Here is a 14,479-nt window from a genome sequence, read left to right on the forward strand (position 1 = left end):
ACTTTAAACAGGCCTCAAGTGTATATATGGTATCTTATTGCAATCAGATTATATCGTATTCGAGAATTCATGTAGAACTGAGCACTCATATTACGTACACATTCACGGATAGCTTAAGGGGCCGTCTCTAGGAACTTCGCATTCGGATTTTTCTCCATTGCAGTACGCATAGCATATTCATTCTCGAACAGCACAACGTAATTCCCCTTTTTATCCTTCACTAGCGTAGAATTGATACGGAATTTACTTGGATCAATCTGATCATCCACAATCCAGCGAGCAAATTGGAACGGCATGCGTTGTAGCTGTACATCCACACCATATTCGCCCTTCATTCGATATTCGAACACCTCAAATTGCAGCTGTCCTACTACGCCCAGAATGGTATCATCGAAGCTTACCGTGTTGAACACCTGGATCGTGCCCTCCTCGGTCAGTTGGTCGATTCCCTTCTGATATTGCTTATGCTTAAGTGCGTTCTTGACCGTCACCTTCGCAAAAATCTCTGGCGAGAACGTCGGCAGCTCATCGAAGACAACCTCACTGCCCTGGCTAAGCGAATCTCCAATACGGAAGATGCCTGGATCGAAGAGTCCGATAATATCCCCAGGATAGGCCTCCTGTACAATATCACGGTCCTGTGCCAGGAATTGCTGTGGCTGCGAGAGCTTGATTTCCTTGCCCGCGCGGACATGCTTCACGCTCATCCCGCGCTGGAACACCCCAGACACGATTCGCAGGAATGCTACACGATCCCGGTGGGCTGGGTTCATATTCGCCTGAATTTTGAAGACATACCCACTGAATTTCTCATTCGTCGGCTCGATCAAGCCAGCTGTACTGCGACGTGGCTCCGGCTTCGGTGCGAGATTCAGGAAGTTCTCCAGGAAGGTCTGTACGCCGAAATTATTGATGGCACTGCCAAAGAAGACCGGTGTCAGCTCACCGCGCTGTACCTTCTCCATATCAAATTGGTCGCCCGCGATGTCCAGCAGCTCAAGGTCCTGGCAGAGCTGGTCATGATGGAACTCTCCAGCCATTTCGCGGATCACAGGATCGTTATAGCCCTCAACCTTCTCTACCTTGATCTTGGAATGATCGTCACCCTGGAATAGCTCAACCTGGTTCAATGTACGATCATATACGCCGCATAGCTCACGTCCCATGCCAATAGGCCAGTTCATCGGCACCGAGCGAATACCCAATACCTGCTCCAGCTCCTCCATCAGATCGAAGGGACTACGTCCTTCGCGGTCTAGCTTGTTGATGAAGGTGAAGATGGGAATCCCGCGCTTGGCACATACCTGGAATAGCTTGATCGTCTGAGCCTCCACACCCTTGGCAACGTCAATCAACATGACTGCACTATCCGCGGCCGTCAGTGTCCGATATGTGTCCTCACTGAAGTCCTGGTGACCTGGCGTGTCCAAAATGTTAATCCGGTGCCCGTTATAGTCGAATTGCATCACGGAGGAGGTTACAGAGATCCCCCGTTGCTTCTCGATCTCCATCCAGTCACTCGTTGCATGCTTGCTGGCTTTGCGTGCCTTGACGGAACCTGCCTCACGAATCGCGCCGCCGAACAGGAGAAGCTTCTCCGTGAGCGTCGTCTTCCCCGCATCCGGGTGAGAGATAATGGCAAAGGTCCGTCGTTTGTCGACTTCCTGTTGCAGTACTTGTTCGCTTGTTTTACTCATTTCACTATTCCCTTCATCACATGAATACAATTACATTTCATTGATTTGTGCACGAATGTCCTTTCGGCGCTGAGCTTTACATGGCAAAAAGGAAGCTGTGTATTATCACTTAATCCGGCTTTTTCGCAAAACTTCTATATTGATACACTTTATAAAAAAGTAGAAATCAACTCACAAGGGATGACGCCTCACTTTATCCAGACTTTTTTACCACACTGAACTATATCCACTTTCTTCATTTCATTATATATAACGGACTTAAGCAAATCCTAGTTATTATACCATATTTGCCACACAAATCATCCTCTAACGAACGCAAATCATCCCCACACGTTTATAACGTATGAGGATGATGGAAAGTACCCTCGCTCCCGAGAGACCTGCAATACCTTATGCACCTTGGATGCTAATGGTGCCTGTCTTAGACTAGCTCATGCGCCATACGACCCGGTCTTCGTCCTGACCGTTCACAGGCCACCAGTGATAGCCGTCCTTGCGGAGCAATTCGTCCGCTGCTTCAGGCCCCCACGAGCCTGCTGGATATTGCTCCAGGCTGTCTGGTGTCTCCTGCCATGCCTGTGCTATGCGGTCCACATAGGACCAGGCTGTCGCCACCTCATCCCAACGAGTGAAGTAGGTCGAGTCTCCTTCAGCCGCATCATGCAGCAGACGCTCATATGCCTCAGGAGAATTGATACCGATCATGCAGCTTTGGCAGAAATCCATAGCAAGCGGCTCAATCTCGGATTCCGAGCCTGGCTTCTTGGCATTGATTTTGATGTAGATGCCCTCCATCGGATTCACTCGAATGACGAGCAGGTTGGGCTCCAGATTATATTTTTGACCCAGATAGACCTTGTTTGGCGTGCTCTTGAACTCAACGACAACCTCCGTGGTCTTGACAGGTAGACGCTTGCCTGTACGCAGGTAAAAGGGCACGCCTGCCCAGCGGAAATTATCAACGAACACTTTTGCTGCAAAATACGTCTCGGTTGAGGATTCCGGATCGACTTTATCTTCCTGACGGTACCCCTTCAGTTGCTGACCGCGGTGCGTCCCCTCCGTGTATTGCCCGCGCACGACGTTGCTTCGCACATCGTCCGCCGATTCGAAGGGACGCAGCGAGCGCAGCACCTTCACCTTCTCGTCCCGAATATCCTCGGGCAGAAGGCGGCTTGGTGGCTCCATAGCAATCATGGTCAACATCTGCAGCATATGGTTCTGTCCCATATCACGCAGAGCACCGGAATGGTCGTAGTAGCCACCACGCTCCTCGACGCCAACCGTCTCCCCTAGTGTGATCTGTATATTAGCGATGTGCTTATTATTCCAAAGTGGCTCGAAGAATGCGTTACCGAACCGGATTACCTCAATGTTCTGAACCATTTCTTTCCCGAGGTAATGATCAATTCGATAGATCTCCTCTTCCTCAAATACCTGGCGGATCTCTTCGTTCAGCTTACGAGCAGATTCGAGGTTATAGCCGAACGGCTTCTCGATAACCAGACGATTCCAGCCGTTCCCATCTAGCATGCCACCTTGCTGAAGACTGTTCGACACACTGCCAAAGAGTTCTGGGGCCAATGCCAGGTAGAAGAGCCGATTGCCGGGAATACCGAACTTCGATTCCAGCCGTTCCGTCTGCTCACGCAGCTCGCGGAAGCCATCAACATTGTTAATATCCAGCGACTTATATTCAAAATGCTCGGCGAATTGCTGCCACTGTTCATCATGATTAGCCTTGTAGCGGCAGAACTCCTGAATGGACTCGTAGAGGTCATTGCGGAACTCCTCGGGACTGCGGGGACGGCGTGCTACGCCAACAACGGCAAAATCCTCTGCCAGCTTGCCCTCCCGGTATAGACTATATATAGCAGGAAACAATTTGCGACGAGCCAGATCTCCCGTTGCCCCAAAAATAAAAAATACCGCGCCTGGTGTTTGCATCGTATCTTCTCTTAGGTTATCAGCCATGGCTTATTCTTTCCTTTTCTTGTTAAAGTATTGTGAAATGTAATTGGCTACAGTGTAGCATATTCCACATTCTTCATGCTATCTTGTGAGCTATAAGAATTGTTTATGGAATGAAAAAAACCGCAGACCACCATGCCTCCGGTTTTTCGCCTCATCTTATTATCATTCCGCCAGACCATTCTTGTATGCATAAATGGCTGCCTGTGTCCGATCCTCCACACCTAATTTGGACAGCAGATTCGTAATGTGGAACTTAACGGTCTTCACACCGATGATCAGATCATCCGCAATATCCTGATTGGATTTTCCCTGCGCAAGCAATCGTAGCACTTCCATCTCTCGCTCGGTAAGATCAGCATGCGCCGGAGCAGCCTCCTGAGGCTGACGGAAACGATCCATCATTTTGGAAGCTACCTGGGACTCCAGTACAGACTGTCCACGGGATGCCGCACGAATCGCGTCAGCGATCTCTCCAGCACGGGAGGTCTTGAGCAGATAGCTGAAGGCACCAGCTTCAATGACAGGATACATTTTCTCATCATCCAGATAGCTCGTCAGCACGATCACCTTGCACTGGGGTAGGATCTGGAGTACCCGTCGCGTCGTCTCAATGCCGTCCATTCCATCCATAACCAGATCCATCAGGATGACGTCAGGTTTATACTCCTCCGCCAGACGGATTCCTTCCTCACCACTGCCAGCTTCGCCAACAACCTCGATACCGTCCTCAGTCCCAAGTACAGCGGCCAGCCCGATCCGGACCATCTCGTGGTCATCCACTAGCAATACCTGAATCGGATGTTCATCTTCATTGGACATGCTCATTCCCTCCCTTAATCTCTTCATTCATCACTGGCACAGTCATCTCAATCCGCGTTCCTTTGCCAGGTGCCGTCACGAATTGGATGGCCCCTCCTACCTCGCTAATCCGTTCCTGCATGGTGGACAATCCATATGAAGCCTGCTTGCGCTCATCCAGCTCGAACCCAACACCATTGTCCCGGATCATGACCCGTATAGCGTCATCCCGCTCTTGAATGCGTATCTCCATGCGCGTAGCCTTGGCATGCCGCAGTGTGTTGGACATAGCCTCCTGTATAATACGGAACAAATGATTCTCGACGCCCTTGACCAGCCGGATGCTGCTATCCATCTCAAAGTCGATCTCCATGGGCACCTTGAGCTCCAATTCCTTCACAAGCTCCCTGAGTCCTTGCTCTAGATGCTTGCCCTCCAGATACACAGGTCGCAAATGCAGCAGCAATGCACGCATTTCAGACTGTGCTACGGCCGACATCTCCTCAATCAACGCGACCTGACGCTTGGCCTTGTCAAAATCCTTGTCTAATGTCCGCCCTACAGCTGTAGCCGTCATTGATATTGCGAATAGCTGCTGAGAGACGGCATCATGCAGCTCACGTGCCAGACGCTGTCTCTCTTCTACGATAGCTGATACTCTTGCCTGCTCAGCCAATTGGGCATTATTTGTAGATAAACGCTGCAGCGAGGATACCTGCTCCTCCCATTTACGGGCAATCCGCCCTAATTGCTCTCCTAGTCTGCCGATCTCATCCCGTCCTAGCTCCGGCAGCTCGCGGGAGGGACTCCCCTTCTCCCACATGAGCAGTGTCTCTCGCATCATCTCCAGCTTCCGCTTCACTCGATAGCTCTGGTAGAAGCCATAGCAGGCCCCGATCCCAATCAGGGGCAGAAGCATTGCAGCTGCGAGGTTCAGCAGATCCCGCCAAGTCGTAGATAAATCCAAATAACCATATGTATACAGCATATATAGCAGGGCTGATCCTAAAAATACACACAGGAGGATGCCTTCGCCCATACTGCGAGTAATCATGTTCGATGTTTTATGATCGTTCATTATAGGCCCCTCCTGTATTATATGAAATGAATGCGGACATCGCCTACAACATAAGACACGATGACCTTGACTTTGAATTCACATGTATCATAGTTGGGTGATCTCCAGGATACGCGATTGAGCGCCCCTGCATCCCGATCTCTTCCAAGCTGAATCTGTCCAAACATAACGAAGGCCTCAATCTCTACACCATAGTATTCTGGAATCCTGAACTCCACATCCCCTAGCACTCCTTGTGTGAAGAAGACCGTATCCCGCTCCTCTGGCAGTGCCAGAGACAAGTCTGCCTTCATTTCACCAATAACATGCCACACGCTCGTATCCTGCAAGGTCCAAGGAATCTCATCCCAGCGGTAGTTGGACATGAAGTTCTGCTTGAACAGTGCTGTCCCTTGAGGATGCAACTTGCGACTACGCCAATAGTATACTCCTAACGAAATAGCAATCAAGCCGAATACCAGCAGCAGATTATCCAATACAATCAGACCGCCGCCGACAGCCATAAAGGTATAGCCCTTCTTGTTCTTTCCCTTGTGCAGCTTATATAGACCAAGCAAGATGAGCAAGAGTGCGACAATCGTGAAGAAGCCCATCCAACGACCTGTAAGTAGTAGAATCCCAATGACCATGACAGTAATCACCATCATTCGATTTCGTGTAAGCATGCCGCACCTCCTGTTCATCTCGTAGTATCCCTTGGTCTCTTGCAACAGAAAAGCCATTACGAGGCGACCTGCCCCGCATGGCTTCTCTCCATTCAATGCCTTAGGCCCATTCGCTTCAGCATATCATAGTGCACGTGGATCTGAATAGTTATTCCTTGGAATCAGTCTTAGGCTGCTCTGTTTTGTTCAGCTTGCTTCTCAGCTGCTCCAATTGCTCATCTACCTTGAAATTACGCTCTGCTTCAGCAGGGTTGGTGTACGTACCATTCGAACGATATGGGGCACGCATCACATCTGCTTCCGCCTCCATCTGCATGATTTTCTCTTCCATGCGATGGAATCCGAGCGAAGCACTTCCGCTCTCAATGGAGTGAACACTGCTGATGGAGTTCATTTGCTTCTTGGCATTAGCCATTTGGGCACGGGATACAAGCTCGTTGCGCTTGTTGCGCATTTTGTAGAATTCGTCCTTCATATCATGCAGTTGCTGTACAAGGTCTTTGACTTGCTCTTCTGCCTGATGATGCAATTCGCGGAATTCATCCTGCTTTTGGTTGAAGTAGATCTTCTCCTCAAGCAGCTTGCGGGCTACATCCTCCTGGCCATTACGCAGTGCTGCTTCAGCCTGGCGCTCACGCTCAGCTGCCATTCTGTCCGCTTCCTCCAGACGCTGCTTCATGCGACGCTCACTAGCCATTTGCTTCGCTACTGTAACTTCTGCCTCATGAATTTCAGATTCCATATCACGCAGGTATTGGTTCAACATAACGATTGGGTCTTCTACTTTATCCAAAATATCATTCACAGATGCTCTAGTCATATCCTTCATTCTTTTAAAGATTCCCATAATTAACGTTCTCCCTTCTCGTAGCTGGATAATTTTTTGCGCAGTTCTTCTATTTCCTTCTTCATAGCCTTCTTCTCTATATCCTCCATCATCGAATCCAGATCCGGGTTGCCTCCTTGAGAATAAGGCGGCTGGTTGGATTGGGGCGGCTTGTGAAAAGAATTGGATTGTCCGTATCCTCCACCGTTATATCCACCCTGGTTATAATTAGGCCCTTGCTGGTAGTTCATCCCGCCAAGTCCGTTATACGGACCGTAGGGTTCCTTCGGAATGACCATAGCAGCGATCAAGTAGATCAGAATCGTAAGACCGCTTGTCAGGAAAATGCTGATCACCAGCAAGATCCGAATCCATGTGGAATCAATACCGAATACGTTAGATAATCCACCGGCAATACCGGTAATCATTCGATCCGTTGTGGATCTGTACAACTTACTCATACCCGTTCTACTCCTTTCCTTGCTTGCCCAGTTTATCTTTCAGTCGGGCGAGCTCCTGCTCCAGAACCGAAGGCTGCCGGAGTCCATCCTGCGAATAAGCATTGTCTGAGCGTCTAAGGTCTCGTAAGGAATACGTCTCAGCTTCCATATCCGCAATTCGGTCAGCCAATCGGTCGAACATACGCGGTACGTTGCGTCCGCCATATGTACTGGCCCGTTCGTTCATTTGCCGCTGCAGGTTCAATGTCTGCATCCGTGCTACATAATATTGGCGCTTGCTGTATACAGCCTGATATTCCGAGCGAAGCTCCTCCAGCTGCAGCTCCAATTCGCGAAGTGATTCACGGCTTTGTTCCCACAGCTCACTGTATTGCTCAGCCTTCTCTTCATAGAGAATCTTCTCCTGCAGGGCCAGCTTAGCTACATGCTCCTCCTCTGCCTTGATAGCGAGCATGGCTTGCTCCTCTCGCTTGAGCTTCATCGTCACAGCCTGATCCATCTGCTGCTTCATTTGCCGGGTATGGCCTGCATATTGCTGATGCAAGCGCTCAGCCTGCTCAATATCCTTGCGAGTATTATATAGAAATTGATCGATCATACGGACGGGATCTTGGCTCTGCTCCAGATTTTCATTCAAGGTAGCTACCGTAATGTCCCGCATTCGACGAAATACACTCATTCTCATATGCTCCTTTCACTGGGCTCAGTAATGTCTGCGCCGATTCTTCAACATGTTAATTCCAAAGAAGATCAATGCGATTGCGAGCAGCGGCCCGATCAACCAGGACAGCTTGCCGAGTAGAATCAACAGACCGATGATCAGAATTATCCAACCTGCTACGGTATTGCCTCTCTTCACGCCGTAGTAGCCAAGTGCAACCATCGCTACTGGGATTAGATATCCCATCAATTCTCTTACCAGATGTCCAAACACAGGGGTGAAGCTGCTCAGCAACATCAGGGAACCTACGACAATCAGTATAATCGCCAGACTATTTCCTTTATTCCATCTCATTGCTTTATCACCGCCTTTCTTGATATGCATCCTTATTGTATCTTTACGATACGGGTTCAGTTCCGGTTGCTTGTGTATGTCTCAACCTTATGTCCTTATTCTAGAGAAAATTTCGATTTTTCAAAACGGACCGTGGACGGTTTTTGAACCTAGACTCAGGTCGGGGATCGCGCAGGACTTCAGACGGTACACGGCCTGGCTGGTGCAGAACACCACTATTCAAGCTGGCATAAATGGGGGATTCATCAAGTCCAAGAATGGAATACATCCGGTGCTCTCATAGCTTGCCGATGCGAGAATCTTCCTTTGAAGCAGGAATGAAATATGCTTTAATAGATGTAATTCTTCATCTAGAATATTCCAATTGACGAAACGAATACATAACTATCCGAGGAGTGATCCGTTTTGCGCCAGCAGCATCTTCTTATTCCTACTCTTAGAGAAGCTCCGACTGAAGCCGAGGTTATGAGTCATCAGCTCCTTGTACGAGCTGGATTGATCAGACAAGTCGCAGCAGGAATATACACCTATCTGCCCCTTGGGCTCAGGGTGCTACATAAGGTCGCTCAGATTATCAGACAGGAAATGGATGCAGCAGGAGCTCAGGAGATTCTAATGCCGGCCCTGCAGCCTGCGGAGCTGTGGCACAGCTCTGGTAGATATGGAGATTATGGACCGGAGCTTATGCGGCTTCAGGATCGTCATCAGCGTGAATTTGCACTCGGACCTACACACGAAGAAGTCGTGACCGTCCTGGCCGCGGACGAAATATCCTCCTATCGTAAATTACCTGTCATCCTGTATCAGATTCAGACCAAATTCCGTGATGAGCGCAGACCACGCTTTGGACTCATGCGGGGCCGGGAATTCATGATGAAGGATGCTTACTCCTTTGACGCTGATTGGGAGAGTCTTAATGAATCCTATTGGAGGATGTATAAGGCGTATACTCACATTTTCGAACGGCTTGGCTTGAACTTCCGAGCCGTCGAAGCGGATGCCGGTACGATTGGTGGCGAGGACGAGACTCATGAATTCATGGCGCTCGCCAAGATCGGGGAAGATACGATTGTGTCCTGCTCCTCCTGTGACTATGCAGCCAATCTGGAGAAGGCCACTGCAAGCAGCCAACAAGCGGAAAGGCCGGAAGGGTTGGGAGAATCCATCCATGTTGCTTCTGACGAGCCTGCAAGTAATCCGACAGCTAATCAGGTGGAGGCCATAGCGCGCATTCATACCCCAGGTATCAAGTCAATTGCTGAATTGACAGCATTCACAGGTGTAGCTCCTCAGCTAATCATCAAAACGTTAATTTACAAAGCTGACCAGCAATACATAGCTGTGCTGATCCGTGGCGATCATGAAGTGAATGAGCTGAAGTTGAAAAGTGTACTGAATTGCCATGAGCTGGAGCTGGCTGAGCACACTCAGCTGAATGCCACAACTGGGATACCCATCGGATTTTCTGGCCCTGTGGGACTGAATCTCCCCTTGCTTGTAGACCATGAGGTCGCCTTGTTGAGTCAAGCCATAGCCGGGGCTAATACCGTGGATTATCACTATGCTCATGTAGTGCCTGGGCGAGACTTTGCTCTTGATCGCGTGCATGATCTGCGTAATGTTCACGAAGGAGATCGATGCCCACATTGCGGGAAAGCTCTTGAATTTGATAAAGGAATTGAGATCGGACACGTCTTCAAGCTAGGAACCAAATACAGCGAACAACTCGGGGCCCGCTATCTGGATACAACAGGGAAAGAACAACCATTTATCATGGGATGCTACGGCATTGGCGTCTCACGAATTTTGTCCGCTGTAGTAGAGCAAAGCCATGATGAGCATGGTATCATCTGGCCCGTGAGCATCGCTCCTTTTCAGGTGCACATTATCCCTGTCTCTAGCGCTGATCATGCACAGCAGGAGCTAGCCGCTGAATTGTACCAGCAGCTACAACAGCAGGGCCTGGAGGTTCTATTGGACGACAGAGACGAACGCCCGGGCGTCAAATTTAAAGATGCCGATCTCATCGGAATTCCCGTCCGCATCACAGTTGGCAAACGAGCAGGGGAAGGCATTGTGGAGATAAAGAGACGAACACAGGTGGAAGCGGCTCATGTCGAGGTTAAGGAGATCGAAACGACAGTCAGAGCACTTCTTTCGATATAAATAGATAAAATGATAATCGTCACTGGAGCTTGTTATATCATTCTCGTTGTATAAATAGTAGGTTTGCGTGCAAAAATCGGGTCAACAAGCAGAAAGCGGCTAATCTTCATCTCTGGAGATTGCCGCTTTCTACATCATCTATATCCAATTTCTGCATCTCATAATCCTTCAACGCGCCTCTTACAAGAGACATGCCTGAAGGTAGCTTATTGCGCCTGACGCTGTCTTCTTTCCTCGCGATCCGCCGCTTCCATCTTGCGTATATAGCTCTCAAGCTCCGCCTTATGAGACTCTAGCTCCTGCATTCGGGCGGATGCTCCCTGTACGAATGCCTCCATTTTACGGGACAGCTCAAGTGCCGATTCCCCTCTCCATTCCTGTAAACGGGTGTAGATACTCCGCATCTGCTGCTCCTGCTGCTGCAATCTCTGCCTTAATTGTTCACACTGCTGGACTGCTCTTCTAAGATCGGATAAAGATACGGATATTCTGCTCATGTCTTATGCCCCCTGTACATGCTGCTTCAACATTTTGTCACCCAAGACTCGCTGTTAAATTCATCAAGCTGCTCATGGTTTCCTTACAGCCAGACTCACTGGTCAATAGCAATAAACTCCTCACCCTTACGGTCAATGTACTCTGCAATCTCTAGGATGGACTCCTGATACCAACGATTGATACGCTGCAGTGTCGCTGTAGCATTATAGGCGATTGGCGTCAGAGACTGACTCTCGCTTGTGCCGATCTGGGCCTGAAATAGCTGGATGGACGCTTGTGTATCATTCGCGAACCCGTCCAGGCTTCCCCGCATCTGCTTGGCTGCATGGCGCAGCTCCTCCGGTGTTAGTTGAATGGTCCCGCCATCTTTTCGTCCAATGAAATACGCTCCTGCTTGAGCTGCCAGATTTCCGTGCAGATGCGCAGCCAGGCCTGCTGCTGCCAATTGTCCACCTGCTCCGGCCTGTGGCCCATATCGCCCCAGAAGATCCCCTACAGCTTCCTGGAACACTGCTCTTGCAGCTATCCTGTCCTCATAAGCCTGCCTACGTGGATTACCATTCACAGGCTGCCCATCCATCGTGAACAGCTTGTTGCTAATGTCGCCTGTACCTCGTTCAAATGTGAAGTTGTCCATTTTATGAGGCGCATCTTCTCCAATAATGGAAGACAAGAATTTTTTTAAGGGTCCCTGACGAACCTTGGGCAGATTCTCTGGATCAAACGCCTTATGCGCATTCTCTGGCCCCAATATTAGACTGGCAATTTGCTGATCACGCAAAGAGGGATTCTTGAGCGAATTGGCAAGGGGATGGTCCACCTGGTTGGCTTCTTCAAAGGTGAAGTCAGTATAGTAGGTAGCACCTACATGTGGCTGAGGATCTCCAACACCTGAACCAATACCATCCGCTGGATGCACGTAGGCTACATTGGTTTTATTAAATTCTCCGGCCTTCGACCTCCTCTGCAGATCCTCAGGCAGTAAATGAACAATTCCAGGAGCATTGTAGCTCGCAGAGGATATACTGTTTCGCACAGCCACATATTCAGCTAAAGCACCTCCTAAAGAGTGCCCTGTCGTTGATATTTCAGACTTTGGGTACTGCTGCTGGACAACATCGTATAGATCCATAGCCTGCTTGAACTGATTATTATGTTCGTACTGAGCGTCATATTGTCTGATATGCTCTTGCATCGTTAGGGGCAGTTTTTTGATTTCCTCTGGATTCTCCTCCACATACTTATTCAGACCCTCTAGGTTCTTGACTCGACCGAATACCACATCATTAAGGTCGGTCTCATAGTCCACAAGCATGCTAAGCAAGGGACGATCGGGTGGTTCTGTTCCCCGGTAGCCGATGATTATCTGATTCGTCTTCTCATTATGAAACACCTCAGCGTCGAAGCCTGAGCCCTCTGTATCGTGAAGCAATGCCCCTTCTGGCCTCACTACTTTCCAGCCCGGCGGATTCTCCTGCTTCTGTCCAGGAGCAAGCGAGCGATCATAGACGCTATCTGATATAGTCCAATATGTTTTGTCATCAATGAAAGTCATGTATGTATCCCGCCTTGTCTATTTAGAAGATATATTATAAAGTTTCAAACAAGAGGTGCTTTCCAAAAAAGTAGTATTCTGCATAGTCCTTAATGCACGCCTCATCTTTTCAAGTCTTGGACGCAACATGCTGGCAAAGGAGAATCTACTTGAAACGAATTACTTTGGTCACCCTATCATTTATCATCATGGCAAGCTTGTTAGGAGGATGTTCCCACATGTCAAAGCAAGAAGAACAACAAATCTTAGATCAGGCCCTCGCAGCTGGAGTACAGCATATCAAACAGCACTACGACGCCGATTTTGTAATGAATAGTTACGAGATTGAGGATTCTGCGAATCGCTCAAGAGTGTTCCTTTATGGATATGTCACGGGCCACGAGGAAGAGAGCATTACCATCTCGTACAGCTTCATGCAACATGAGATTGTCAATGTGACTGGACCAGAATGGTTCATAGACAGCCGTCTGCCTGAAGATACGTCTGTCAATTAGGCACTTACTTAATTTCCAGTCTAAGGAAGTAGAATTATTATAATATAACTTCAGGTAAGAGGGTATGAAGCGCATGAAAAATGCGAAAAAGGTCTCAGTTTGCCTCACTGAGCAAGCCAAACCTCCCACTAAAGACTGAATACAATAGTCCGGATTGACCTCATATTCCTCATGGTCACCATTCCAAAATTACTAATAAGTGTTCATAAATGTACATTGGCTGAACCTTAAGCCGACAGACCCAAAAAAAAGCAGGGATACGATATCCCTGCTTTCATTATTTTCATAAAAAAATCATTAAAAAATCAATATAACGAATCAGGATGACGAATCAAATTAACGAGGCTGAACCTATTTAACCAGCGACATGCTGCTCCTTCGAGGTAGAAGTAGCAGGACGAATGAATCTAGACAGCAGGCCATGGGTTGGTGAGCATAAAAAACTAACCATGAATACAATTCCTGTCGCAAAAGCCATCGTACCTGAGATCGACGTATCCAGCCAGGTTGCCACATAATACCCCAGTACAGCTGAGATCACCCCGAAAGCCCCACTCAACACGAACATAATAGATAAGCGATCGGTCCACAGATAGGCAGCTGCAGCGGGGGTAATCAGCATGGCGACGACCATAATAGCTCCAACGGCATCAAAGGCTGCTACGGTCGTAACCGAGACAAGGGACATGAATACATAGTGCATCAGCACGACAGGAATCCCCAGACTAGCAGCCAGTGCAGGATCGAACGAAGTAATCTTCCATTCCTTATAGAAGGCCAAGATCACGACAACAACGATACACAGCACAATAGTCAGCAGAAGCACCGCCTCTGGAATCTCTCCCAGCCAAGGCACGGTTGTCTTTTCCCAAGGGATGAACGTGATCTCCCCCATCAGCGCATGCTTGATGTCCAAATGGGCATTCCCGACCTGTGTGGCAATCAGAACGACCCCGATCGCAAAAAGAGTTGTGAACACGACGCCAATCGATGCCTCCTGCTGTACCCCTCGCGAGTGAAACCACTGCACCAACACCGATGTCAGCAAGCCCGCAATCACCGCACCTATGAGCATATGCACACCACTTAGCTCACGTGTGACCATATAGGCGACCACAATTCCGAGCAGTACAGTATGGCTGATGGCATCCGCCATCATCGCCATTCTCCGTAATATCAAGAGGGTGCCAATGATTCCACAGGATAGGCCGACCAGGGATGACGTTAATAAAATCCAGCCTGCGTAGCTCAT

The 14,479-nt window shown here is 48.9% G+C and carries 14 protein-coding genes; 2 read left to right on the forward strand and 12 right to left on the reverse strand.

The genetic code is table 11. From position 1 onward, the window contains the following. Positions 1-113 precede the first annotated feature (113 nt). The 9 genes from MKX74_RS22990 to MKX74_RS23030 form a co-directional block, all read right to left on the reverse strand. Positions 114-1,697 carry a peptide chain release factor 3 gene (locus MKX74_RS22990; RefSeq protein ID WP_341179959.1) on the reverse strand — a complete coding sequence of 528 codons (1,584 nt, stop codon included), beginning with the start codon at positions 1,695-1,697 and terminating at the stop codon, positions 114-116. 426 nt (positions 1,698-2,123) lie between these two features. Next, positions 2,124-3,671: a glucose-6-phosphate dehydrogenase gene (gene zwf, locus MKX74_RS22995; protein ID WP_018885679.1), complete on the reverse strand. Its 1,548-nt coding sequence runs from the start codon at positions 3,669-3,671 to the stop codon at positions 2,124-2,126. Between the two features lie 162 nt (positions 3,672-3,833). After that, a complete protein-coding gene (locus MKX74_RS23000; RefSeq protein ID WP_018885680.1) occupies positions 3,834-4,490 on the reverse strand; it encodes a response regulator in 657 nt (218 codons plus the stop codon). Then, the gene (locus MKX74_RS23005) at positions 4,480-5,547 is read right to left on the reverse strand and encodes a sensor histidine kinase (RefSeq protein ID WP_018885681.1); all 1,068 of its coding nucleotides are present in this window, start codon (positions 5,545-5,547) and stop codon (positions 4,480-4,482) included. The genes MKX74_RS23000 and MKX74_RS23005 overlap by 11 nt, the downstream gene beginning before the upstream one ends. A 17-nt stretch (positions 5,548-5,564) precedes the next feature. Further along, positions 5,565-6,212: a cell wall-active antibiotics response protein LiaF gene (gene liaF / locus MKX74_RS23010; RefSeq protein WP_341179960.1), complete on the reverse strand. Its 648-nt coding sequence runs from the start codon at positions 6,210-6,212 to the stop codon at positions 5,565-5,567. Between the two features lie 148 nt (positions 6,213-6,360). Further along, complete coding sequence (locus MKX74_RS23015) at positions 6,361-7,059, reverse strand: PspA/IM30 family protein (protein ID WP_018885683.1); 699 nt, start codon at positions 7,057-7,059, stop codon at positions 6,361-6,363. A 2-nt stretch (positions 7,060-7,061) separates the two neighbouring features. Further along, positions 7,062-7,499 carry a PspC domain-containing protein gene (locus MKX74_RS23020; RefSeq protein ID WP_341179961.1) on the reverse strand — a complete coding sequence of 146 codons (438 nt, stop codon included), beginning with the start codon at positions 7,497-7,499 and terminating at the stop codon, positions 7,062-7,064. Between the two features lie 7 nt (positions 7,500-7,506). Continuing rightward, positions 7,507-8,178, reverse strand: coding sequence for a PspA/IM30 family protein (locus tag MKX74_RS23025; RefSeq protein ID WP_025676926.1), 672 nt, complete (start codon positions 8,176-8,178; stop codon positions 7,507-7,509). A gap of 24 nt (positions 8,179-8,202) precedes the next feature. Further along, on the reverse strand, positions 8,203-8,514 hold the full coding sequence (locus MKX74_RS23030) for a LiaF transmembrane domain-containing protein (protein WP_025676927.1): 312 nt from the start codon (positions 8,512-8,514) through the stop codon (positions 8,203-8,205). 405 nt (positions 8,515-8,919) lie between these two features. Here MKX74_RS23030 and MKX74_RS23035 point away from each other — a divergent pair, with 405 nt between their 5' ends. Beyond that, complete coding sequence (locus MKX74_RS23035) at positions 8,920-10,680, forward strand: proline--tRNA ligase (RefSeq protein WP_341179962.1); 1,761 nt, start codon at positions 8,920-8,922, stop codon at positions 10,678-10,680. Positions 10,681-10,886: 206 nt separating this feature from the next. On the opposite strand, the gene MKX74_RS23040 is transcribed toward MKX74_RS23035, so the two are convergent. Both MKX74_RS23040 and MKX74_RS23045 read right to left on the reverse strand, forming a co-directional pair. After that, complete coding sequence (locus tag MKX74_RS23040) at positions 10,887-11,177, reverse strand: hypothetical protein (RefSeq protein ID WP_018885688.1); 291 nt, start codon at positions 11,175-11,177, stop codon at positions 10,887-10,889. Between the two features lie 95 nt (positions 11,178-11,272). After that, on the reverse strand, positions 11,273-12,733 hold the full coding sequence (locus tag MKX74_RS23045) for a lipase family protein (protein WP_018885689.1): 1,461 nt from the start codon (positions 12,731-12,733) through the stop codon (positions 11,273-11,275). Positions 12,734-12,951: 218 nt separating this feature from the next. Here MKX74_RS23045 and MKX74_RS23050 point away from each other — a divergent pair, with 218 nt between their 5' ends. After that, a complete protein-coding gene (locus tag MKX74_RS23050; RefSeq protein ID WP_018885690.1) occupies positions 12,952-13,227 on the forward strand; it encodes a hypothetical protein in 276 nt (91 codons plus the stop codon). Between the two features lie 355 nt (positions 13,228-13,582). On the opposite strand, the gene MKX74_RS23055 is transcribed toward MKX74_RS23050, so the two are convergent. Continuing rightward, positions 13,583-14,479, reverse strand: coding sequence for a metal ABC transporter permease (locus MKX74_RS23055; protein WP_018885691.1), 897 nt, complete (start codon positions 14,477-14,479; stop codon positions 13,583-13,585).

It is taken from the genome of Paenibacillus sp. FSL K6-1230, assembly GCF_038002385.1.
GTDB classification, from domain to species: Bacteria; Bacillota; Bacilli; order Paenibacillales; family Paenibacillaceae; genus Paenibacillus; species Paenibacillus massiliensis.

Coding starts and splice junctions, on each gene's coding strand:
- MKX74_RS22990 (WP_341179959.1), bottom strand. CDS start 1,697: ATGAGTAAAACAAGCGAACAAGTACTGCAACAGGAAGTCGACAAACGA.
- zwf (WP_018885679.1), bottom strand. CDS start 3,671: ATGGCTGATAACCTAAGAGAAGATACGATGCAAACACCAGGCGCGGTA.
- MKX74_RS23000 (WP_018885680.1), bottom strand. CDS start 4,490: ATGTCCAATGAAGATGAACATCCGATTCAGGTATTGCTAGTGGATGAC.
- MKX74_RS23005 (WP_018885681.1), bottom strand. CDS start 5,547: ATGAACGATCATAAAACATCGAACATGATTACTCGCAGTATGGGCGAA.
- liaF (WP_341179960.1), bottom strand. CDS start 6,212: ATGCTTACACGAAATCGAATGATGGTGATTACTGTCATGGTCATTGGG.
- MKX74_RS23015 (WP_018885683.1), bottom strand. CDS start 7,059: ATGGGAATCTTTAAAAGAATGAAGGATATGACTAGAGCATCTGTGAAT.
- MKX74_RS23020 (WP_341179961.1), bottom strand. CDS start 7,499: ATGAGTAAGTTGTACAGATCCACAACGGATCGAATGATTACCGGTATT.
- MKX74_RS23025 (WP_025676926.1), bottom strand. CDS start 8,178: ATGAGTGTATTTCGTCGAATGCGGGACATTACGGTAGCTACCTTGAAT.
- MKX74_RS23030 (WP_025676927.1), bottom strand. CDS start 8,514: ATGAGATGGAATAAAGGAAATAGTCTGGCGATTATACTGATTGTCGTA.
- MKX74_RS23040 (WP_018885688.1), bottom strand. CDS start 11,177: ATGAGCAGAATATCCGTATCTTTATCCGATCTTAGAAGAGCAGTCCAG.
- MKX74_RS23045 (WP_018885689.1), bottom strand. CDS start 12,733: ATGACTTTCATTGATGACAAAACATATTGGACTATATCAGATAGCGTC.
- MKX74_RS23050 (WP_018885690.1), top strand. CDS start 12,952: ATGTCAAAGCAAGAAGAACAACAAATCTTAGATCAGGCCCTCGCAGCT.
- MKX74_RS23055 (WP_018885691.1), bottom strand. CDS start 14,479: ATGAGCTACGCAGGCTGGATTTTATTAACGTCATCCCTGGTCGGCCTA.